We start from the raw sequence: 21,607 nt of genomic DNA on the forward strand, positions 1-21,607 counted from the left end.
ATACGCGTCGCTCGCCATGCATGCGCGATGCGAGCGACGCGCGCCGTCACGGCGCGGGCCTGACCGCTGCGCCCGATTCGGTTGCCGGCTCGCCGGCCGGGCCGTACGCGGCCTGCGCCGCTTTGCGCTCGGCGAGACGCTTCGCCTGCAGTCGTTCCTGCGCCGCGAGGATGTCGTCCGGATAGTTGCCGACTTCGCCGCGCGCCGGGTTGTAGCCGACCGATTCGAGATCGATCAACTCCTGCAGCACCTGCGCGCGCGTGACCGGCGACGTCGCCTGCTGGGCGAACGACAGGGCCGGTGCGGCAAGCAGGACGGCGGCGGCCGCGGTAACGACGAGCGATTTCACGTGGTTCTCCTGAATACGGGGTGGGTGGCCAGATCGACACGCCGCACGCGATGCGCGGCTCCGACCTTCGACGTCAGTCTACGCAGCGCTTCCACGCGAAAACACCCCGATTCCAGGAGGGCTGCGTTCCAGAAGGAACAACATTGGCGGCGTCGCTCGCGGCGACCGAACCTGTGTTCGAACACGGGCGCCGTGCATACGGGCGCCGTGCATACGGGCGCCGTGTACACGGACGCCGCGCAGAGGGCGGCGCCGCGCGACGCCGATCAGAACCGCGTGCGCATGCCGATCGTGCCGACCACCTGGTTCGCCGTGCCCGATGCGCCGCCCGACGTGTTGATGAACGCCTGATAGCCGCGGCCCGACGCATGCTGGAACATCGCTTCCGCGTACAGGTCGGTGCGGCGCGACAGCTTGTACACGGCCTGCAGGTCGACCTGATGCCACTTCGGGGCGGTCCCATGCTTGCTGTCGGGATTCGACACGCTGGCGTCCGTATAGACATAGGCCGCGCCGACGCTGACGGCCGGCGTGACCGCATAGCGCACGTTCACGTCGTAGTTGTTGAACGCGATCTGGCCGCTGGAGCCGAACGCGCCCGTGTTGTCGTACTGCGAGCGCGTGTAGACGAAGCCGGCGGTCACCGGGCCGAACACGTAGCCGACGCCGCCGCCATAGGTGCGCATGCGGTCCGAGCCGAGCGACCAGCCGCCCTGGTTCAGGCTCTTCGCTTCGGCCGAATCGGTCGCGCCGGGGCTCGCGCTCGTCGAGCCCTTCGTGCCGTTCATCTGCAGGTACGCGCCGGCCAGCTTCAGCGGGCCGTTCGTGTAGCTCGCGGCCACGCTGTATGCGCGGTTCGCGCCGAAGTTCGCCGAGTTGGAGAACGCGTACAGCGCGCCGACCTTGAAGCCCGCGATCGTGTCGCTCGTGTACTTGACCGCGTTGTTGATGCGCAGCGAGTGGTTCAGGTTGTCGTTGTCGAACGGATGCGCGAAGCCCGTATCGCCGAAATCGCCCGACGTCGCGGACAACGGCGCGACGAAGTCGACCATCGTGTCGTACTGGCGGCCGAGCGTCAGCGTGCCGTAGCCGGCGCGGCTCAGGCCGACGTACGCGTGCCGGCCGAACAGTTTGCCGTCCTGGCCGAGCCCGCCGTTGTTCGCGTTGAAGCCGTTTTCGAGCACGAACAATGCCTTCAGCCCGCCGCCGAGATCCTCGGCGCCGCGCACGCCGAAGCGGCTGCCGTTGATCGTGCCGGTCGTCATGCGCCACTGCGACGCGCCGTTCACGTTGTTGGTATAGGCGATGCCGGCGTCGATCAGGCCGTACAGCGTGACCGAGCCTTGCGCGTGGGCGAGCGGCGCGAACAGGGCGCCGGCGCACGCGCCGGCGATCAGGGTTTTTTTCATCGTGAAGCTCCTGCGTGTGGGACTGGAAACAAAGTTCGGCGCAAGTATAGGAATGCGCGGCGCGCGCAAGGACGCAGCGGCCGCGAGCGCACCGTTCCTGATCCCGCAAGAGTCGTTCACAAAACCGACACGACGACGCGCGTGCGCGCCGGGCCGGCGGTTCCTGCCTGGCGGCCGGCACGCGGCTTCGGTCCGGCGCGGCCCGGCTGTCGTGTCGATGCAACATGCGCGGCACGTGTGCGCGTCGCCGCTTTCCTCCATACTGGTCGCCCGGACCGCACGGCCGCCAGCGCAGATCGCGCGGTCGTGTTCACGCATACGACAAGAGGCCTCTCCATGAACCTGTTCAACGTACGTTTGCGCGGCCGCGACGGCCTGTTCACGATCGGCATCGATGCCGGCAGGATCGCGCGCATCGATGCGCAAACCGCGCAGATCGCGTCGACGAACCCTGACCATATCGACGGCGGCGGCCGCCTCGCGATTCCGCCGCTCGTCGAACCGCATATCCACCTCGATGCCGTGCTGACGGCCGGCGAACCCGCGTGGAACATGAGCGGCACGCTGTTCGAGGGCATCGAGCGCTGGGCCGAGCGCAAGGCGACGATCACGCACGAGGACACGAAGGCGCGCGCGCATGCGGCGATCGGCATGCTGCGCGATCACGGGATCCAGCACGTGCGCACGCATGTCGACGTGACCGATCCGACGCTCGCCGCGCTGAAGGCGATGCTGGAGGTGAAGGACGAGGCGCGCGGGCTGATCGATCTGCAGATCGTCGCGTTCCCGCAGGAGGGCATCGAATCGTTCGACGGCGGCCGCGCGCTGATGGTGCAGGCGATCGAGCTCGGCGCGGACGTCGTCGGCGGGATTCCGCATTTCGAGAACACGCGGGAGCAGGGCGTCAGCTCGATCCGCTTCCTGATGGATCTCGCGGAACGCACGGGCTGCCTCGTCGACGTGCACTGCGACGAGACCGACGATCCGCATTCGCGCTTTCTCGAAGTGCTCGCGGAAGAGGCGCGCGTGCGCGGCATGGGCGCACGCGTCACCGCGAGCCACACCACCGCGATGGGTTCGTACGACAACGCGTACTGCTCGAAGCTGTTCCGGCTGCTGAAGCGGGCGGGGCTGAATTTCATCTCGTGCCCGACCGAGAGCATCCATCTGCAGGGGCGCTTCGACACGTTCCCGAAGCGGCGCGGCGTCACACGCGTCGCGGAGCTCGACCGTGCCGGGCTCAACGTGTGCTTCGGGCAGGATTCGATCAAGGATCCGTGGTATCCGCTCGGCAACGGCAACATCCTGCGCGTGCTCGATGCGGGCCTTCATATCTGCCACATGATGGGTTACCAGGATCTGCAGCGCTGCCTCGACTTCGTGACCGACCATAGCGCGACGGCGATGCACCTCGGCGACGGGTACGGCATCGCGGTCGGGCGTCCGGCGAATCTCGTCGTGCTCGACGCGGACAGCGACTACGAAGCCGTGCGCAGGCAGGCGAAGGCCACGCTGTCGATGCGCCACGGGAAAGTCATCATGCGGCGCGAACCGGAGCGCCTGACCTATCCGGACTGATGCGGCAGGCGGTCATCGCGGGCCGCCTGCCTTCATGTATTCATGGAATGCATGAGTTAATTAGAAAAATACGTTTGTCTCATGATTGGCGCGGGCCTACGATGCGGTCCTGACGACGGCGTGCGCGGTGCGCGCCGTCTTTTCGATCTCCGTTCGCCGACCCCATGCGCCTCGATCTTCCGTCCGCTCCCGCTGCTTCGTCGCCGCCCGTCAGCCCGTTCGCGCGCATGGCTGTCGTCACGATCCTGACCGGCATCGGCGCGGGTCTCGGCGGCATGCTGCTCGCGTTGCTGCTGCATGCGATCCAGCACGTCGCGTACGGCTACGACGTCGCGCACGTGATCGGGTCCGAGAGCTTCCTCAGCGGCGTGACCGGGGCCGAGCCGCTGCGTCGGCTCGCGGTGCTGGTGGTGTGCGGGATCGTCGCGGGCGGCGGCTGGTGGGCGCTTTACCGATACGGCCGGCCACTCGTCGGCATCCGCCGCGCGGTGCGTGCGGCCGATCCGCGGATGCCGTTCGTCAGCACGACGGTCCACGCGCTGCTGCAGATCGTCACCGTCGCGCTCGGCTCGCCGCTCGGCCGCGAAGTCGCGCCGCGCGAGATCGGTGCGCTGCTCGCCGGGCGGTTTGCCCATGCGGCGGGGCTCACGCCCGACGACTGCAGGCTGATGGTCGCGTGCGGCGCCGGCGCGGGGCTCGCGGCCGTCTACAACGTGCCGCTCGGCGGCGCGATCTTCGTGCTGGAGGTGCTGCTCGGCACGTTCGAATGGCGTGCGCTGGTCGCAGCGGTCGTGACGTCCGCAATCGCCGCGGTCGTCGCATGGATCGGTCTCGGCAACGAACACCAGTACGCGGTGCCGGCGTTCGTGTCGAGCACGCCGCTCGTCGCATGGTCGATCGTCTGCGGGCCGCTGTTCGGCGTCGCCGCGTACGGTTTCGTGCGGCTCACGACCCGCGCGCGGGCGAACGCGCCGAAGGACTGGCGGCTGCCGGTGTTCGCGCTGCTCAACTTCGCGGTGATCGGCGTGCTCGCCACGCGGTTTCCGCAACTGCTCGGCAACGGCAAGGGCCCGGCGTCGCTCGGTTTCGACGGCACGCTGACGATCGGTCTCGCGGCGGCGCTGCTCGTGCTGAAGGTGCTGATCGAGGCCGGCAGCCTGCGGGCCGGCGCGGAAGGCGGGCTGCTGACGCCGGGCCTCGCGAACGGCGCGCTGCTCGGTGTCGTGCTCGGCGGACTGTGGAGCATCGTGTGGCCCGGCGCATCGCTCGGCGGATGCGCGCTGATCGGCGCGACCGCGTTTCTTGCCGCGTCGATGCAGATGCCGGTCACGGCCGTCGTGCTGCTGCTCGAATTCACGCGCGCGAATCACGACAGCCTCGTGCCGATGCTGCTGGCCGTGGCGGGGGCGCTCGTCGCGTATCGGGGCGCGCAGCGGCTGGCGGAGCGGCGGGGGCGTAAGGTTGCGACCGCGAGTACGTCGGCGACGGTGGGGCGTTGATATGCATGAGCGGCCAGAAGGTGGGCGATCCGCTGAAAATTGACACTCTGCATCTGTTCAAATGCCTGTCGCCGCCGTGGCGCACTCGTGCGCAAGATGAGGCTGCGACAGCCCGAAGCGCAAGCCGCGCGGTACTTCACAGCATCTGCACGAGATCCGCCAATCACATCCGGGCAGACGCTTTGTCGCGGCAATCTGCCGGTGAGTCCGTTGTTTCGCCTCCGCTACTCACGCTAGCCTTTTCCGCTCGTTCAAATTCAAACTATGAGAGAAAAAATGGCGAGCACGTACAGATACGGCATTCACGAGGGTTTGAGCCGCGAAGCACTGTTCTTCCTGATCTTTATCGAAGAGACTGGTAAGGCATTGGGGGTGGATGATGCGGTCGGCGTCGCGATGGTATTGTTGGGTCAGCGCTTTATCCCGACGCGAGGCAAGTTCGCGAACGCGGTCAAGGGCACGTCCATCGCGTCCGTCGTTTCGCGTCGGCTGCTGCCATACGAATTGAAGCACCGGATTTTGCCGACCGTTACCTCATTCAGGAGCCTGATCATGTTGCGCATCAAGTTGACGCAGAATATCGGCGCATTCGTCGGGCGGGCGATTCCTGGAGTCGGTTGGGTGATTCTGGCGACGGACGTCGCGTTGATCACTTGTCGTACGATCGGCGCGTACAACGGCATGGTGAAGCCCGAGGATCGCTTATATGGCTGACACGTGGAAACGCCTCGAAGCGTTCATCGCGACTGACGTCGCAAGGCTCCAGATCGATCGCATCGAACTGTCGCGGGACACGGATCTTTATCACGATCTCGATCTCGAACCGCACGACATCGACAGAATCATTCGGCAATGGGGTGCGACATTCGGCGTCGATTTGTCCACGTTCGACCTCCATTATTACTATCCGTCCGCGAAGCTCGGCATCGGTTCGTTTCTCGCGACAGTCGTCAAATCCCCGTTCAGCCCAGAGGCGAGGGAGACGCTGGGGGGGCGGTCACTGACACTCGGAATGATGGAGGAAGCGATGGAGCGCGGACGTTGGGAGCCTTGATTCGCTGACCCGTCGAGATTCGCGAGACACACGACGAGACGAATATCGCCGCAGGAAGCGCCCGCCTGATCCGCAGTCAGGCGGGCGCTTTTGCATGCGCACGTCCTTCATGAATTCCAGTCTGCAGCGATACACACCATTGGCTTCTTCCCTCGGTTGCCTCGCTTCGGAGCCGGTCGCGGTCATGTAACGGATTCGATAGCCTGCCGAAGTCGACCGACCCGATTCCCGACAGGGGCATCAACGCAAGCAATACGGTTCTGTGCAAGAATCCGCGCGTTTCCGCGCCTCAACCAACAACGATACGCGCGGATGTCCCTATCAGGAAACGAGGAGCTCAAGTTGATCCAGCGCATTTCCCGCTTCTTCACGCAGGTGGTTCACCGCGTGTTGCCCGACCCGTTGATTTTCGCGATCCTGCTGACGATCGTCACGTTCGCGCTTGCGTTTGGGCTCACGCCGAACACGCCCGTGCAACTCACGACGATGTGGGGTTCCGGCTTCTGGAACCTGCTCGCGTTCTCGATGCAGATGGTCATGATCCTCGTGACGGGCCACGCGCTCGCGAGTTCGCCGCCCGTGCGGCGCCTGCTCGTCGCGCTCGCGAGCGCCGCGCGCACGCCCGGGCAAGGCGTGATGCTCGTCGCGTTCGTCGGCGCGCTGGCCTGCGCGATCAACTGGGGCTTCGGCCTCGTGCTCGGCGCGATGCTGGCGCGCGAAGTGGCGCGCCGCGTGGCCGGCAGCGACTACCGGCTGCTCGTCGCGTCCGCCTACATGGGCTTCCTGAGCTGGCACGGCGGGCTGTCGGGTTCGGTCCCGCTCGTCGCGGCCACGAAAGGCAATCCGATGGAAAAGACCATCGGCTTGATTCCGGTGTCCGACACGATCTTCACCGGCTACAACGCGTTCATCACGATCGGGTTGATCGTGATGCTGCCGTTTCTCGCGCGGATGATGATGCCGAAGCCGGGCGACGTCGTCAGCGTCGATCCGGCGCTGCTCGCCGAGCCGCCGAGCGTCGAGCGCAAGCTCGCGCCCGACGCGACGTTCGCGGAACGGATGGAGGAGAGCCGCGCGCTGTCGATCGTCGTCGCGGCGCTGTGCGCGGCGTTCCTCATGCTGCGTTTCGCGCAGAAGGGCTTCGCGCTCGACATCGACACGGTGAACCTCGCGTTCCTCGCGGCCGGCATCCTGCTGCACCGGACGCCGATGGCCTATGCGCGCGCGGTGGCCGGCGCCGCGCGCGGCGCGTCCGGGATCATGATCCAGTTCCCGTTCTACGCGGGCATCCAGGCGCTGATGGATCACTCCGGGCTCGCGGGCGTGATCACGAAATGGTTCGTCGATATCGCGAACGTCCACACGTTCCCGCTGCTCGCGTTCCTGAGTTCGGCCGTGATCAATTTCGCGGTGCCGTCGGGCGGCGGCCACTGGGTCGTGCAGGGGCCGTTCGTGATGCCGGCCGCGCAGGCGCTCGGCGCCGATCTCGGCAAGGCGGCCATGGCGATCGCGTACGGCGAGGCGTGGACCAACATGGCGCAGCCGTTCTGGGCGCTGCCCGCGCTGGCGATCGCGGGACTCGGCGTGCGCGACATCATGGGCTATTGCGTGACGACGCTGTTGTTCTCGGGCGTGGTGTTCGTCGCGGGGATGTATCTGTTCTGACGAAGCGGGGCGGGATGCCGGCGGCGACGTACCCGCATCCCGCCGGCTCGAGTGTCGTCCGGCTTCAGTCGCGCGAGCGCACGTCGGCGCGCTCGTGTCCGTGACGCAACGCGAGGCTCGTACATGCCGCGACGGCGAGTGCGGCCGCCAGCAGCGTCAGCCCGTTCTTCGCATTGCCGGTCGCCTGTTCGATCGCGCCGATGACGGTCGGCCCGACGAAGCCGCCGAGCAACCCGCACGTATTCACGAGCCCGAGCCCGCCGGCCAGCGCGCTGCCGGCGAGCCGCGAAGCCGGAAACGTGAACACGATCGACTGCACGACGAAGAACATGGACGCGGCCACGCACACGCAGAGCAGTCCCGCCAACGGCGACGCATGCGCGGCGCCGATCATCCCGGCCGCCATGACCACCAGCCCCGCACACAGCATGCGGCGCGCGTGACGCGACTCGCGCGCGAAGCGCGGCAGCGTCGCTGCCCCGAGGGCGGCGGCGAGCCAGGGCAGCGACGTCAGCAACCCGACCGCGACCGGCGAGAGGCGTCCCGATGCGCCGATGATGCCGGGCAGGAAGAAGATCACCGTGTAGATGGTCAACTGGTGGCAGAAGTACACGAAAATCGCGAGCCAGATCTGCGGATCGCGCAGGGCGGCGCCGAACGCGTGGCCGCCGTGCGCGGCGACGCCCGCGTCCTGTTCGGCGGCCAGCTTGCGCTCGAGCGCGCGGCCGGTTTCCTGGGCGAGCCACGGCGCGGCGCTCGGTCGATCCGGCAAGCGCGTCCAGACGACGAACGCGAGCAGGATCGCCGGAATGCCTTCGACGACGAACAGCCATTGCCAGCCGTGGAAACCGAGCGTGCCGTCGAGCTCGATCAGCGCGCCGGCCAGCGGCCCGCCGACGATGTTGGCGATGCACACGCCGAGCAGGAAATAGCCGGTGGCGCGCGCACGCTCCTCGCGGCCGAACCAGTACGTCAAATACAACATCACGCCGGGAAACAGCCCGGCTTCGGCCGCGCCGAGCAGCAGGCGCATCACGTAGAACGACGTCTCCCCGCCGACGAACGCCATCGCGACCGACAGCGCGCCCCACGTGATCATGATCCGCGTGATCCAGAAGCGCGCGCCGACGCGATGCATGATCAGGTTGCTCGGGATTTCGAAGAGCGCGTAGGTGAGAAAGAACAGCCCCGCGCCGAGCCCATACGCGGCCGATGAAATGCCGAGATCGACGCCCATCGAATGTTTGGCGAACGCGATGTTGGTGCGGTCGAGAAAACTGATCACATACGCGGCGATCAGCAGCGGCATGAGTTTGCGGAACAGCAGCCGGTTCAGCGACGCGTTCGCGTCGCCGGCGGCGGACGACAGGGCCTGAGCGTGATGAGTGGACATGCGGACGACTCCGGTAAGGGCGAACCGGCGCGCACGGCAAGCACGGCGCGCCGCGTTCGGCAGATGCCGCTGCGGTGCAGGCAGCGGATGGGCAGACGACGGAGCCGCGCCGGCGGCGCTCGAACGGAGCGGGGCGATCAAGGGCGTCCTGGCGCCGGCCGGCTCGGGCCGGCGCCTCGTCACTGCGCTTGCGGATACGGGTGTTGCGGGCGCGAGCCGGCGCTCAGAAATTCACCGCGTCGCCGCCCTTGAGGGCGAGCATCGCGCGCGCCTCTGCCGGCGTCGCGATCTCGAGCGACAGGCCTTCGAGCACCTGACGCACTTTCAGGACTTGCGCGGCGCTCGATTCCGCGAGCTTGCCCGGCGCGATCCACAGCGAATCCTCGAGTCCGACGCGTACGTTCGCACCCTGCGCCGCGCCGATCGTCGCGAGCGGAATCTGGTTGCGCCCGGCGCCGAGGATCGACCACACGTAATCGCTGCCGAACAGACGGTCGGCCGTCCGGCGCATGTGCATCAGGTCCTCCGGGTGCGCGCCGATCCCGCCCAGCAGGCCGAACACGCTTTGCACGAAGAAGGGCGGCTTCGCCAGCCCGCGATCGACGAAGTGCGCGAGGTTGTACAGATGCGAGATGTCGTAGCACTCGAATTCGAAACGCGTGCCGTTCGCGCCGCAGCGCGTGAGGATCGTCTCGATGTCGGCGAACGTGTTCTTGAACACGAGATCGCGGCTTTTCTCGAGATGTTCGCGCTCCCACGGATGCTTCAGCTCGCGGAAGCGCTCGAGCATCGGGTACAGCCCGAAGTTCATCGAACCCATGTTCAACGACGCGACCTCGGGCTGGAAATGCAGCGCGGGCTGCAGCCGTTCGTCGACCGTCATGTGCGGGCTGCCGCCCGACGTGAGGTTGATCACCGCGTCGGTCCGGGCCTTGATGCGCGGCAGGAATTCGGCGAACACGGCCGGATCCTGCGTCGGTTTGCCGTCGGACGGGTTGCGTGCGTGCAAGTGGAGGATCGCCGCGCCGGCCTGCGCGGCCGCGACCGCGGCCGTTTCGAGTTCGTGCGGCGTCACGGGCAGGTACGGCGACATCGACGGCGTGTGGATCGCGCCGGTCGGCGCGCAGGTGATGATGACTTTGCGAGCGTTTGCCATGAATGGATTCCTTTCGATGAGCGATGCAGGAGGCGTCAGAGCACTTCGACGTTGCCGCAGACGGAGATCGCCTGCCCGGTGATCCCGTGTCCGCCCGGCGAGCACAGGAACAGCGCGGTCGCGGCGATTTCGGCCGGATCGGTCATGCGCCGCAGCGAGATCTTCTCGAGATAGCGCTTCTCCATTTCGTCGTAGCCGATGCCGAGCTGCTGCGCACGCGCCTCGATCACGCGGCGCATCCGCGGGCCGCGCACGATGCCGGGCTGGATCGCGTTCACGCGGATGCCGAGCGGCCCGAGTTCGATCGCGAGGCTCTTCACGAGGCCGACCACCGCCCATTTGGTGGCCGCATACGGCGTGCGGAACGCGTAGCCGAGCCGGCCGGCGACCGACGACAGCGCGATGATCGCGCCGCCGTGTTTCGACTCGCGCAGCAGCGGCACCGCGCGGCGCGCGAACTGGAATTGCGCGTTCAGGTTGATCGCGACCGTTTGCTCCCATTGAACGGGGTCGATTTCGTCGATACCGCCGGTCGGGCCGGCGATGCCCGCGTTGTTGACCAGCACGTCGAGGCCGCCGAGCGTGGCCGATATGTCGGCGAACACGCGGTCGACCGCTGCCGGATCGGATACGTCGGCCAACGTTGCGCCGATCGCGCTCGCCGCGGCGTGCGGCGGCCGATCGGCGAGCGCCGCGATCGCGGCCTGCGACGCGTCGCACACGTGCACGCGCGCGCCGCATTCGGCGAACGCGCGGGCGATTTCGAGACCGATGCCCGACGCGCCGCCCGTCACGAGGACGCGCAGGCCGTCATAGGGTTTCAGCAGGTCGGAAGCTGTCATGCCGGGTTGTCTCCATCGTTGATCTAGTGGGGTGGCCGGCCGCTCGTGCAAAGGCCGGCCGTGGCCAGCGGCCGCTACGGCTTCGCGTTCGCGGTTCGCGGCGTCTGTTCGGCCCGCAGCGTTTCGGCGAGATCGTGCGCGGCTCCGCCGATGTCGAGCGCGATGCCGGCGCGCACGCCGGCGCCGTCGCGCCGTTCGAGCGCATCGACGATCGCGCGGTGCGCGTCCATCGAGCGCCGCATGTGCGGGATGTCGAGCGCGACCATGTTGAGGAACGGGCCGACGCGCATCCACAGGTTCTCGACGATCGCGAGCGTGTTTTCGCTGGCGCCGTGCGCGTAGATCGCGCTGTGGAACGCAAAATTGCTTTGCAGATAGGCGCGCGAGCGGCCGGCCTCGACGTGCGCCTGCATCGTCTCGCAGGTCTTGCGCACGGCCGCGATCTGCGCATCGGTCATCCGTGCGCACGCGCGCTCGGCGATGCAGCCTTCGAGCGCGATCCGCACGTCGCGCAGCTCGTCGAGCGTGTCGAGCGTCATCGGCGGGACGACGAGCGCGCGGTTCGGGCCGTCGACCAGTGCGCGTTCGGCGCGCAGCCGCGTGAGTGCGGCGCGCACGGGCATCGTCGACGAGCCGACCGCCTCCGCGACGCTGCGCAGGCTCAGCGCTTGGCCAGGCGCGAAGCGGCCGCTCATCAGCGCTTCGCGCAGTTGCTGGTAGACCTTGTCGGCCATCGTTTCCTGTTCGATGGCTTTCAGTGCGGGCGGGACGATACGAGGCGGCAAGGCGGGGTTCTCCTGGGTTTGATCTGCGATCTGTGATCACACTGGCGATGGGCGAAGTTTTATCGATCGGTGCGCAGGAGTCAAGGCGAACGAGATCGGGGAAAACGAGGGGGCGGAGCAACTCGTATCCCGCCCGAACCGTACCTCCCGGGCCGAGCATCCGCCGAAGCTGCAGTAGCGATCGAACGCCGTTGCGCGATGCAACGGCGCGCCGCGTGCCGTTTCGCCGACGCTATTCGAGCGTCCGGATCGAATTGCTGATCCCGCGCGCGCAGTCGATCACCGCCGGCGCGAGCTTGCGGCGCGCGTCGTCGAACGTCCAGCGGCTCGTCGGCGCGACCACGTGCACGGCCGCGACCGGCTGCCCCTGGCTGCCGAGCACGGGCGCCGCGATCGACATGTCGCCGATGAACAGTTCTTCCTGGTTGGTCGCGTAGCCTTCGCGCCGCGCGCCGTCGAGCAACGCGACGAGATCGTCGAGCGCCGTGACCGTGCGCGGCGTATACGGCGTGCGCGCCATGCCGTCGAGCCGCGCACGTGCTTCTTCCGGCGGCAACGCGCTCAGGAATGCGCGGCCGGAGCCGGTGCAGTACATCGGGATACGACTGCCGATCGGCATGTGGATCGGCACGAACTTGGTCGACACGAAACGCGCGACGTACACCATTTCATCCTCGTCCGGCTCGGTGAGGTTGGTGGTTTCGCCGGTCAGGTTCGTGAGCTCGGACAGGAACGGATTCGCGACGTCGATCAACGTATCGGCCGCGAGATAGTTGAAGCCGATCCGCATCACGTGCGGCGTGAGCTGGTAGCGCCGTGTGACCGGATGCTTGCGGATGTAGCCGAGCTTCTCGAGCGTATAGACCATCCGCTGCGCGGAGCTTTTCGTCATCCCCGCCGCGTCGGCCACTTCCGCCAGCGTCATCGTGCGCCGCTTCGCACTGAACGCGCGCAGCACGTTCAGCCCCTTTTCCAGCGACTGGTTGAACAGCAGATCGTTTGCTTGGTCGGGCGACGTTTCCATGGCGGCGGGGTGGGATCGATTCGATATTGCATCATATCGTATCGAATATCGATATGCAAAAATCTATTTGCGATGTTTTTGATTCGTTTTAAGATCGGACCATCGTCGCAGTGTCGATCAGCGACCGGCCGGCGCCCGGATTATTCGAGAAGGAGTCACCATGGTTCCGTTCATCAAGCGGTTCGGCGCATTGGCCGCCGGTTTCGCCACCTGCATCGCACTGTCCACCGTCTCGGCGAGCGCCGTGGCGGCCGAGCCCACGCTGAAGGTCGGCGCGACGGCCACCGGCGTGCCGTTCACGTTTCTCGACGTCAAGAGCAATTCGATCCAGGGGATGATGGTCGATGCGATCACCGCGGCCGGGAAGTCGGCCGGGTTTCGCGTCGACGTGCAGCAGACCGTGTTCTCGGCGCTGATCCCGTCGCTCACCACGCAGAAGATCGACATCATCTCGGCCGCGATGCTGAAGACGCCGGCGCGCCAGCAGGTCGTCGATTTCTCCGACACCGTCTACTCGTTCGGCGAAGGCCTGATCGTGAAGGCCGACGATCCGGGCCGCTATACGTCGATGGACGATTTCAAGGACCAGGTGGTCGGCGCGCAGGTCGGCACGGCGTTCGTCGATGCGCTCAACAAGAAGGGCATCTTCAAGGAAGTCCGGACCTACGATTCGATTGCCGACATCATGCGCGACGTCGCGCTCGGGCGCATCAAGGCCGGCTTCGCCGATCAGCCGATCGTCGCGTACCAGATCGAGCACGGCGTCAATCGCCAGGTGCGGCTCGTGCCCGAATACCAGAGCGTCGTGAAGGGGCAGGTCTGCTTCATCGTGCGCAAGGGCGACACCGCGACGCTCGAACAACTCAACGGCGCGATCCGCAAGATGAAGAGCGACGGCACGCTGCAGCAGATCCTGCAGAAGTGGCACATGAGCTGAGCGTCGGCATTCGATTCCCGACCGGCATCGCCCGCACGTCGCGGGCATTCGCGGCGGCGGGCCGTCCGGCCATCGCATAGGAGACCTCATGTTTTTTCAGAACGCGATCGATTTCCTGCCGATCCTGTTGAAGGGCGCGGTGGTCACGATCGAGATCACCGCATGCGCGTTCGTGCTCAGCTCGGTGCTCGGGCTGATTCTCGCGCTGCTGAAGGTGTCGCGCCATCGCGCCGTCTCGACGGCCGGCAGCACGATCGTCAACGTGATCCGCGGGCTGCCCATCATCGTGCAGCTGTTCTACATGTACTTCGTGCTGCCCGATCTCGGCGTGCAGCTGTCGGCGTTCCAGGCCGGCGTGCTCGGCCTCGGCATCGCCTATTCGGCGTATCAGGCCGAGAATTTCCGCGCGGGCATCGAGGCGATCGACCGCGGCCAGATCGAAGCCGCGCACGCGATCGGCATGCGCGGCCCGATGATCATGCGGCGCGTGGTATTGCCGCAGGCGTTTCGTATCGCGCTGCCGCCGTACGGCAACACGCTGGTGATGCTGCTGAAGGATTCGTCGGTCGCGTCGACGATCACGGTCGCGGAAATCACGCGCGCCGGCCAGCTGATCGCGTCGTCGACGTTCCAGAACATGAGCGTCTACACGCTCGTCGCGCTGCTGTATCTCGCGCTCGGCCTGCCGCTGATGTTCGGCGTGAACCGGCTCGGCAAGCGGCTCGCACTGAGGAGAGGCGCATGATCCGGATCGATTCGATACACAAGCGGTTTCAGCAGCACGCGGTGCTGAAGGGCGTGAGCCTCGACGTGCAGCCGGGCGAAGTCGTGTGCCTGATCGGGCCGTCCGGGTCCGGCAAGTCGACCGTGCTGCGCTGTATCAACGGTTTCGAGACCTACGACGAAGGGTCGATCACGATCGACGGCGTGAAGGTCGACGCGCATTCGAAACGGATCCACGAATTGCGGATGCGGGTCGGCATGGTATTCCAGCGCTTCAACCTGTTTGCGCACCGGACGGCGCTCGAGAACGTGATGGAAGGGCCCGTGCACGTGCGACGGAGGCCGGTCGCGCAAGCGCGCGAGCAGGCCCGCGCGCTGCTCGACAAGGTCGGGCTGTCGCACCGGATGAACGCGTATCCGTCGGAACTGTCGGGCGGGCAGCAGCAGCGCGTCGCGATCGCACGCGCGCTCGCGATGGAGCCGCAGGCGATCCTGTTCGACGAACCGACGTCGGCGCTCGACCCCGAGCTCGTCGGCGAAGTGCTCGGCGTGATGCGCGGGCTTGCCCGCGACGGGATGACCATGGTGGTCGTCACGCACGAGATGGCATTCGCGCGCGAGGTGGCCGATCGCGTGTGTTTCCTGCATGACGGGACCATCTGCGAAAGCGGACCGGCGCGCGAGGTGCTCACGCAGCCGACCCATCCCCGCACGCAGGAATTCCTCCGTCGCCTGCTGGCGTCGGACGGCGCGGACAACCCGGATCGAACATGAGCGCAACGAACGCGACACCCGGATGGCCCGACGCACGGTGGCCGGATTCGCTGTGGGCGGCGACCGCCGCGCCGGCGCCCGATACGCCCGCGCTCGACGCGTCCGCGTCGTGCGACGTGGCGATCGTCGGCGCCGGATTCACGGGTTTGTCGACCGCACTTCACCTGGCCGAACGCGGCGTGAACGTCCGCGTGATCGACGGCGCGCAGCCGGGCTGGGGCGCATCGGGCCGTAACGGCGGGCAAGTGATTCCCGGGCTGAAATACGACCCGGACGAACTCGTTCGCCGGTTCGGCGACGAGGCCGGCGAGCAGCTTGCCGGCCTCGTCGGCGGCGCCGCCGATACCGTGTTCGACCTGATCGCGCGCCACGGCATCGATTGCGATGCGCGTCGTCACGGCTGGATCCAGCCGGCACCGACCGCCGCGATGCTCGACACGGTCGCACGCCGTGCGCAGCAGTGGGCCGCGCGCGGCGCGCCGGTCGACGTGCTCGGCCGCGACGACGTCGCGCGACGGCTCGGCACGCGGGCGTATGCGGGCGGCTGGATCGACCGGCGCGCGGGCAGCGTGCAGCCGCTCAGCTATACGCGCGGCCTCGTGCGCGCCGTGCAGGCGAGCGGGGCGGTCGTGCACGGCTCGACCCGCGCCGTCGGGCTGACACGCGCCGACGGCCGCTGGCGGATCGCGACGTCCGGCGGCGCGACGCTGTCGGCCGAGCGCGTGGTGATCGCGACCAACGGCTACACGGACGGGCTGTGGCCCGGCTTGCGCCAGTCGGTGATCGCCGCGAACAGCTTCATCGTCGCGACGGAACCGCTCGCGCCGGCGCTCGGCCGCGACATCCTCGCCGGTGGCGAAGTCGCATCCGATGCGCGGCGTCTGCTGCTGTACTTCCGCCGCGACGCGGCCGGGCGCTTGCTGATGGGCGGCCGCGGCCCGTTCGCCGACCCGCGCGCGCCGAGCGACTGGCGTCACCTCGAACGCGCGACGACGCTGTTGTATCCGCAACTGAAGGGCGTCCGGTTCGAATACCGCTGGGCAGGGCGCGTCGCCATCACCGCGGATTTCCTGCCGCACGTGCACGAGCCCGCGCCGGGCGTGACGATCGCGCTCGGCTACAACGGCCGCGGCATCGCGATGGCGACGACGCTCGGCAAGCATCTGGCCGCGCATCTGTCGGGCGATGCGCGACTGCCGCTGCCGTTCCGCGTCACGCCGATCCGGCCGATTCCGTTGCACTGGCTGCAGCGCTTCTATATCGCGGCCGGGGTCGCCTGGTATCGGTTGCTCGACAGCCTGTCCTGACGACGCCCGGCAGGCGCTCAGTGCTGCGCTGGCGCGTCCGTCAGCGTGCCGAGAAACGCTTCGATGTCCTTGATGTCCTGAGCCGTCATCGCGGGCTTGTCGCCGGGCTTGCGATCGAACGGCGCATCGGTCACGTCGACGTTCGCGCGATATTTCGGCGGAATGTCGTCGTATTCGTCGACCTTGCCGTCCGCGCCGCGCGAATAGAACTTCTGCGGCGAGATGCTGCGCTCGTTGTAGAACGCCATCACCTGGTCGAGCGTGTGGAACACGCCGTTGTGGAAGAACACGTGGCGCGTCGCCGAATTGCGCAGCGTCGGCGTCAGGAACATTCCGCAGTACTGCGTCTGGTCCTTCAGGTCGTCGCGGAACGGCCCGCACACGCCGAGATCGTAGAACGCGGGATTGCGGTTCTGCGCGAGCGCGCGGTTGCGCGGCGCGCCGAGGGCCTCGTACTGGTAGTCGGTGAACATCGGCGGCAGCCCGTCCTTGCCGGGTTTCGACAAGTGGCAGCCCGCGCAATTCGCCTTGTCCGGATCGTTGAACAGGCGCAGCCCGCGCAGTTCGGCCTGCGTGAGGCGCGCACGGCCTTCGAGCCAGCGGTCGTACTTGCTGTCGTACGGATGGAAGGACGGATCCTCGACCTGGTAGCGCGCGATCGCGAACATCGCCTCCGACACCGCGAGCTGCGGGCTGTCGAATACGCGTGCGCCGAACAATTGTTCCAGTTGCGCGCGATGCGACGACTGCGCGAGCTTGTGCGCGACGTCGTCGACGCTCGCGTTCGCCATCTCGACCGGATTCAGCAGCGGGCCGAACGCCTGTTGCTGCAGCGTGTCGGCGCGGCCGTCCCAGAACATCCCGCCCTGCGGCACGAGCTGCGGCGCGGCCGACGTGCCGGCCACCTTCTGCGCCTTGACGACGCCGGCCGCCGCCGTGGCCTGCTGCGCGACGCTCGGCGCGGCGTCGTTTTCTCCGGCATCGGGGCCGATGCTGAAATTCGGCTGGCGGTACAGATACATCAACGACGGCGGCGGACGATAGCCCTGCTGCGTCATCGCGAGGCCGCCCGGCTGCACGTCGAGCGCATTCGGCGGGCCGTACGCATGATCGGGGCTGTGGCACGACGCGCACGACTGCTTGCCCGACGCCGACAGCGACGGATCGTGGAACAGCGCGCGCCCGAGCTGCGCGACCGCCGACAGCGGCTGCGCGGCGGGCCGTTGCAGCACGACCGGATGCGGGTTCGCGCCGGTCCAGTCGGCGACCACGGTGCCGATCGCCGCGGGTACCCGCGCGGGAAACGCGATAGCGAACGCGCCATAGCCGATCGCGGCCGCGCCGAGCACGAATGCCGTGCGGCGCAGCAGGCGGGAAGGGGCACGCGGCGCGGGCGTGCCGGCGGCATCGGGAGACGGAAACGCGGGGCGAGCTGTCATGCTGTCGGTCGAAAAACGGGTGTCGCGCAAAGCGGCGCGTTGAAATGGAAACGGCCGGCGCATCTCCATGCGCCGGCCATGCGGTCAGGCCGCGACGGTCAGATCGACGGGGCGGCGCTCAATACGGTGCCGAGCGTCGGGTCGAGATAGAGCGGCGTCGTGTTCGGCTTCGACGTGAAGTCGAACAGGTTGCGCAGGTCGCCCGCCGTCGCATCGAACGAGCCGCCGCCGATACGCTGGCCGCCGAGCCAGTTGTCCTCGATGAAGCGCACGACGGACGACTGGTCGAGCATCGTGTGATCGACGTAGTTCTGCTTCGCATACGGCGAGATCACGACCAGCGGAATGCGCACGCCCGGGCCGCAGCGGCCGTTCACGGTCGCGCCGTTCACGCCGGTGGTGCCGCCCGTGCCGCACTTGCCGGCGCCGTTGAGCTGATCGACCGGGTCCGACGACGCGTGCGTCGGCGACGTGTACACGTGGTCGTACCAGCCGTCCGAATCGTCATAGGTGACGATCACGGCCGTGTTCTGCCAGTCCGGTTGCTGCTGCAGGAAGTTGACGACCTTCGTCACGAACGCCTGCTCGTCGAGCGGATCCGAATAGCCGGCATGCCCGTCCTGTGCGGCCGGCGCCTTCAGGTAGCTGACCGACGGGAAGTTGCCGGCCTTCACGGCGGCGAAGAAGTCGTCCGTGTCGTACTGGTGGTTCGCCGGTTCGGCGGTCTTGCCGTCGGCCTCGACGCTCGAACCGATCGCCGCGATCGAGCTCGGGCGCGTGTGTTGCGGGTTCGCGGTCGACGCGTAGTACTGGAACCAGTTGTGGTGCGGGATGTAGTCGGCGGTCGCGGCGTTCACGGCGGTGGCGACCGTGCTGCGTGCGCAGCCCGTCGTGCCGTTGCCGTTCGTCGTCGACAGGTTGAAGCCGCCCATGAAGCCGCCCCACGTGATCTTCGCGGCGTTCAGCAGGTCGCCGATGTTCTTGCCGGACATCATCGCCTGGTCGGTCGTGCTCGAGCACACGTCGAAACCCGGATCGACGTCGTTGATCATGGTGAAGCCGCCCTGGCCGTCGTTGATGTAGTACGAGCTGGCGGCGAGCGTCGACGGCTGCTTCGACGTCTTGACGATCTGCATCCCGTTGGTCTGCCCCGCCACGACGTTCAGTGCGCCCGGCGTCGACGGGCCGTAGACCGTCGTGTACGTGTTGTCGCTCATCGCGAAGCGCTGCGCGTAGTTCCACAGCGCGGTCACCGTGTTGCCGTCGAAGTAGCCCATCACCTGGCCCTTCGTGCCGAACGCGCCGGCGCCGCCGGACGAGCCCTTGCCCGTGTACTTCGGGAACAGGTCCGCGAGGCCGTTGTCCTCGGCCTGCTGCTCGGCGGTGTAGGCGTGGTTCTGGTCGGCCGTCGCGGCCTGCGTGCGGTCGAGGCGGAACGGGTTCGCCGCGTCGGTGCCGTTGGCCGTGTTCGTGAAGTTCGGGTTCGCGGTGAGCAGCGTGCCCGTCAGGCCGTTCGGCGTCGGCGTGCCGGGTTTCGCGGTGAACGCCGGTTCGCCCGACGGGTTCGTCGCGTTCGGATAGGTGCCGAAGTAGTGGTCGAACGAGATGTTTTCGCCGTAGATCACGACGACGTGCTTGATCGGCGTGGCGGTCTGCAGCGCATCCTGCGACGACACGGCGGGCGCCGGCGTGGAATCGTCGCTGCCGCCGCAGGCGAACAGCGCCAGCGCTGCGGCTGCGCAGGCAGTGACGAGCAAGGCTTGACGGAACATCGGGAAACTCCAGGGTAAGGTCTTCGATGGTGGAGAACGGCCCCGTCGCCGTGTCGGTTCGGCGCGAAGCTCGTGAGGGAGCACGCGCATTGGACCAGTTGCGTATGAAGATATGGGGACGGAGTGTTTTCGCGACGGTTGCGCCGTGGTATCGATTCCATTACGCCGCGGCGCGGGGCGAAAGAGAACGGAAAGGGGTGGACCGCCTGCGACCTCCGTGTCACATGGGGCAGCGTGCAGGCCGCGTTCGGCGCACGCGGCGCGGGGCGGGCGACCGAAGGAGGCGGCCGAATCTTTTACGGCTGGCCGTTGGTCGCCTTTTTGACAATCCGGTGACGCATTCATACGATGAACGCCTGCCGCGCGGTATCGCGCAGCTTGACCCGCCAGCGGAGGTTTTCAGCGTGCCGATTCCCGTTCTGTTCGCCGTTCTGTGCGCGGCGTTCCTGCACGCGTCATGGAATGCGCTGGTGCGCAGCAGCGGCGACCGGCTGCGTTCGGCTACGGTGCTGCAGATCGCGATCGGGCTGTTCGCGCTGCTGTTCCTGCCGGCTGCCGCACCGATCGCGCCGGCGAGCTGGCTGTGCGTCGTCGCGTCGGCCGTGATCCACGTCGTCTATACGCTGCTGCTCGTCCGCGCGTACGAACACGGCGACCTGAGCGTCGCATATCCGGTCGCGCGCGGCACGGCGCCGCTGCTCGTCACGCTCGGCGCGGCGGCGTTCGCGGGCGAGCGCCTGAACGTCGGTGCGCAATGCGGGCTCGTGCTGATCTGCGCGGGCATCATGGCGATCGGGCTGGAACGCCGGCGCGGCGCGAAACACCGGATGACGCAGGTGCTGCCGACCGCGTTCGCGACCGGCGTGTCGATCGCGGCGTACAGCGTGGTCGACGGGGTCGGGGTGCGGGAGAGCGGCAGCACGGTCGGCTATACCGCGTGGATGTTCGTGCTGACGGGCGCGCTGATGGCCGCGTACTACCGGCTGCGGGCGGGACCGCTGCGGATGACGCAGGCGGTCGGCGAGACGGCGAAGGCCGCGTGCGGCGGCGTGTTCGCGGCGCTCGCCTATGGCATCGTGATCTGGGCGATGGATCGCGCGCCGATGGGGCCGGTGTCGGCGCTGCGGGAGACGAGCGTGGTCTTCGCGGCGCTGATTGCGCGCATCTACCTCGGCGAGCGGCTGACGCCGCGCCGGGCCGCCGGTTGCGCGGTGATTGCAGCGGGAGCGTTGTTGATCGGTGCGTTCGAGGCGGCGAGCTGAACGCATCGGCCCTGCGCGCCGGGCGCGTCAGCTTTCCACCGGCATCGCGCTCGTGCACTTGATCTCGTCGAGGCATACGCTCGAATGCACGCCGCTCACGCCGGGAATGCGCATCAGCGTTTCGAGCAGGAACGTCGACAGCCCTTTCAGATCGTGCGCGACGACTTTCAGCACGTAGTCGATGTCGCCCGTCACCGAGAAGCATTCCTGAATCTGCGCGAGATCCGACACGAGTTTCTGGAACTTCGACAAATCGCGGATATGCCCACGCTCCATCGTCACGTGCACGAACGCGGTGACGCCGAAGCCGAGCGTATCGGGGCACAGCCGCGTTTCGTAACGGCGGATCGCGCCGATCTCCTCCAGCCGCCGGTGGCGCCGCAAGGTCTGCGCGGGCGACAGGCCGACCGCCTTCGCCAGGTCGAGGTTCGACGCGCGGCCGTTCTCCTGCAACACCGACAGCAAATGGCGATCGATGCGATCGAGGACCGGTTCAGGCATTTTTGTTTCCTCATCTGTCTCCTGGATGCAATCTTATCTCATAATGTAGGGTTTGCATGAGCGGGTTACGCAACCCGATTTCGCCGTCGCAACGCTAAACTGACGCCGGATTTTCGTGTGCGGCCGCAGCAATGCGGC

The 21,607-nt window shown here is 67.4% G+C and carries 20 protein-coding genes; 10 read left to right on the forward strand and 10 right to left on the reverse strand.

The genetic code is table 11. From position 1 onward, the window contains the following. Positions 1-46: 46 nt before the first annotated feature. Together WS54_RS06060 and WS54_RS06065 are read right to left on the reverse strand one after the other, a co-directional pair. Positions 47-349 carry a DUF4148 domain-containing protein gene (locus WS54_RS06060; protein WP_034204885.1) on the reverse strand — a complete coding sequence of 101 codons (303 nt, stop codon included), beginning with the start codon at positions 347-349 and terminating at the stop codon, positions 47-49. Positions 350-615: 266 nt separating this feature from the next. Continuing rightward, positions 616-1,758, reverse strand: coding sequence for a porin (locus tag WS54_RS06065; RefSeq protein WP_059783579.1), 1,143 nt, complete (start codon positions 1,756-1,758; stop codon positions 616-618). Between the two features lie 336 nt (positions 1,759-2,094). On the opposite strand from WS54_RS06065, the gene codA reads away from it, so the two are divergent. From codA to WS54_RS06095, 5 genes are all read left to right on the forward strand, one after another. Beyond that, on the forward strand, positions 2,095-3,336 hold the full coding sequence (gene codA, locus WS54_RS06075; RefSeq protein WP_059783577.1) for a cytosine deaminase: 1,242 nt from the start codon (positions 2,095-2,097) through the stop codon (positions 3,334-3,336). Positions 3,337-3,500: 164 nt separating this feature from the next. Continuing rightward, positions 3,501-4,835, forward strand: coding sequence for a chloride channel protein (locus WS54_RS06080; RefSeq protein ID WP_059783575.1), 1,335 nt, complete (start codon positions 3,501-3,503; stop codon positions 4,833-4,835). A 276-nt stretch (positions 4,836-5,111) separates the two neighbouring features. Then, positions 5,112-5,549, forward strand: coding sequence for an STM2901 family protein (locus tag WS54_RS06085; RefSeq protein WP_034204882.1), 438 nt, complete (start codon positions 5,112-5,114; stop codon positions 5,547-5,549). Then, positions 5,542-5,889: a DUF1493 family protein gene (locus tag WS54_RS06090; RefSeq protein WP_059783573.1), complete on the forward strand. Its 348-nt coding sequence runs from the start codon at positions 5,542-5,544 to the stop codon at positions 5,887-5,889. Before WS54_RS06085 ends, WS54_RS06090 begins: the two co-directional genes overlap by 8 nt. 342 nt (positions 5,890-6,231) lie before the next feature. Further along, a complete protein-coding gene (locus WS54_RS06095) occupies positions 6,232-7,554 on the forward strand; it encodes a TIGR00366 family protein (protein WP_059783571.1) in 1,323 nt (440 codons plus the stop codon). A 64-nt stretch (positions 7,555-7,618) separates the two neighbouring features. On the opposite strand, the gene WS54_RS06100 is transcribed toward WS54_RS06095, so the two are convergent. The 5 genes from WS54_RS06100 to WS54_RS06120 form a co-directional block, all read right to left on the reverse strand. Beyond that, entirely contained in the window at positions 7,619-8,947 is a 1,329-nt protein-coding gene (locus WS54_RS06100) for an MFS transporter (RefSeq protein ID WP_059783569.1), read from the reverse strand. A 223-nt stretch (positions 8,948-9,170) separates the two neighbouring features. Continuing rightward, on the reverse strand, positions 9,171-10,103 hold the full coding sequence (locus WS54_RS06105) for a 3-keto-5-aminohexanoate cleavage protein (RefSeq protein ID WP_059783566.1): 933 nt from the start codon (positions 10,101-10,103) through the stop codon (positions 9,171-9,173). 35 nt (positions 10,104-10,138) lie between these two features. Further along, positions 10,139-10,945 carry an SDR family oxidoreductase gene (locus WS54_RS06110; protein WP_059783564.1) on the reverse strand — a complete coding sequence of 269 codons (807 nt, stop codon included), beginning with the start codon at positions 10,943-10,945 and terminating at the stop codon, positions 10,139-10,141. Between the two features lie 74 nt (positions 10,946-11,019). Then, positions 11,020-11,730 carry a GntR family transcriptional regulator gene (locus WS54_RS06115; RefSeq protein WP_034204877.1) on the reverse strand — a complete coding sequence of 237 codons (711 nt, stop codon included), beginning with the start codon at positions 11,728-11,730 and terminating at the stop codon, positions 11,020-11,022. 232 nt (positions 11,731-11,962) lie between these two features. Then, positions 11,963-12,754 (reverse strand): IclR family transcriptional regulator, encoded by a 792-nt coding sequence (locus WS54_RS06120; RefSeq protein ID WP_059783562.1) that lies wholly within the window; start codon positions 12,752-12,754, stop codon positions 11,963-11,965. A 160-nt stretch (positions 12,755-12,914) separates the two neighbouring features. Between WS54_RS06120 and WS54_RS06125 the strand changes: the two genes are divergently transcribed. From WS54_RS06125 to WS54_RS06140, 4 genes are all read left to right on the forward strand, one after another. Continuing rightward, positions 12,915-13,691: an ABC transporter substrate-binding protein gene (locus WS54_RS06125; RefSeq protein ID WP_059783560.1), complete on the forward strand. Its 777-nt coding sequence runs from the start codon at positions 12,915-12,917 to the stop codon at positions 13,689-13,691. An 88-nt stretch (positions 13,692-13,779) separates the two neighbouring features. Beyond that, entirely contained in the window at positions 13,780-14,436 is a 657-nt protein-coding gene (locus tag WS54_RS06130) for an amino acid ABC transporter permease (RefSeq protein ID WP_034204874.1), read from the forward strand. Then, complete coding sequence (locus tag WS54_RS06135) at positions 14,433-15,188, forward strand: amino acid ABC transporter ATP-binding protein (RefSeq protein WP_034204873.1); 756 nt, start codon at positions 14,433-14,435, stop codon at positions 15,186-15,188. The genes WS54_RS06130 and WS54_RS06135 overlap by 4 nt, the downstream gene beginning before the upstream one ends. Next, positions 15,185-16,495, forward strand: a complete 1,311-nt coding sequence (locus tag WS54_RS06140; RefSeq protein WP_059783558.1) for an NAD(P)/FAD-dependent oxidoreductase — start codon at positions 15,185-15,187, stop codon at positions 16,493-16,495. The genes WS54_RS06135 and WS54_RS06140 overlap by 4 nt, the downstream gene beginning before the upstream one ends. A 17-nt stretch (positions 16,496-16,512) precedes the next feature. Here WS54_RS06140 and WS54_RS06145 read toward each other — a convergent pair whose 3' ends face one another. Both WS54_RS06145 and WS54_RS06150 read right to left on the reverse strand, forming a co-directional pair. Beyond that, complete coding sequence (locus WS54_RS06145) at positions 16,513-17,934, reverse strand: cytochrome-c peroxidase (RefSeq protein WP_059785021.1); 1,422 nt, start codon at positions 17,932-17,934, stop codon at positions 16,513-16,515. Between the two features lie 98 nt (positions 17,935-18,032). Continuing rightward, positions 18,033-19,706 (reverse strand): phospholipase C, encoded by a 1,674-nt coding sequence (locus tag WS54_RS06150; protein WP_034204871.1) that lies wholly within the window; start codon positions 19,704-19,706, stop codon positions 18,033-18,035. Between the two features lie 404 nt (positions 19,707-20,110). Here WS54_RS06150 and WS54_RS06165 point away from each other — a divergent pair, with 404 nt between their 5' ends. After that, a complete protein-coding gene (locus WS54_RS06165) occupies positions 20,111-20,968 on the forward strand; it encodes an EamA family transporter (RefSeq protein ID WP_059783556.1) in 858 nt (285 codons plus the stop codon). A gap of 27 nt (positions 20,969-20,995) precedes the next feature. Here WS54_RS06165 and WS54_RS06170 read toward each other — a convergent pair whose 3' ends face one another. After that, positions 20,996-21,469 carry an Lrp/AsnC family transcriptional regulator gene (locus WS54_RS06170; protein ID WP_006479071.1) on the reverse strand — a complete coding sequence of 158 codons (474 nt, stop codon included), beginning with the start codon at positions 21,467-21,469 and terminating at the stop codon, positions 20,996-20,998. Between the last annotated feature and the right edge of the window lie 138 nt (positions 21,470-21,607).

The organism is Burkholderia sp. NRF60-BP8 (genome assembly GCF_001522585.2).
Taxonomy (GTDB): Bacteria; Pseudomonadota; Gammaproteobacteria; order Burkholderiales; family Burkholderiaceae; genus Burkholderia.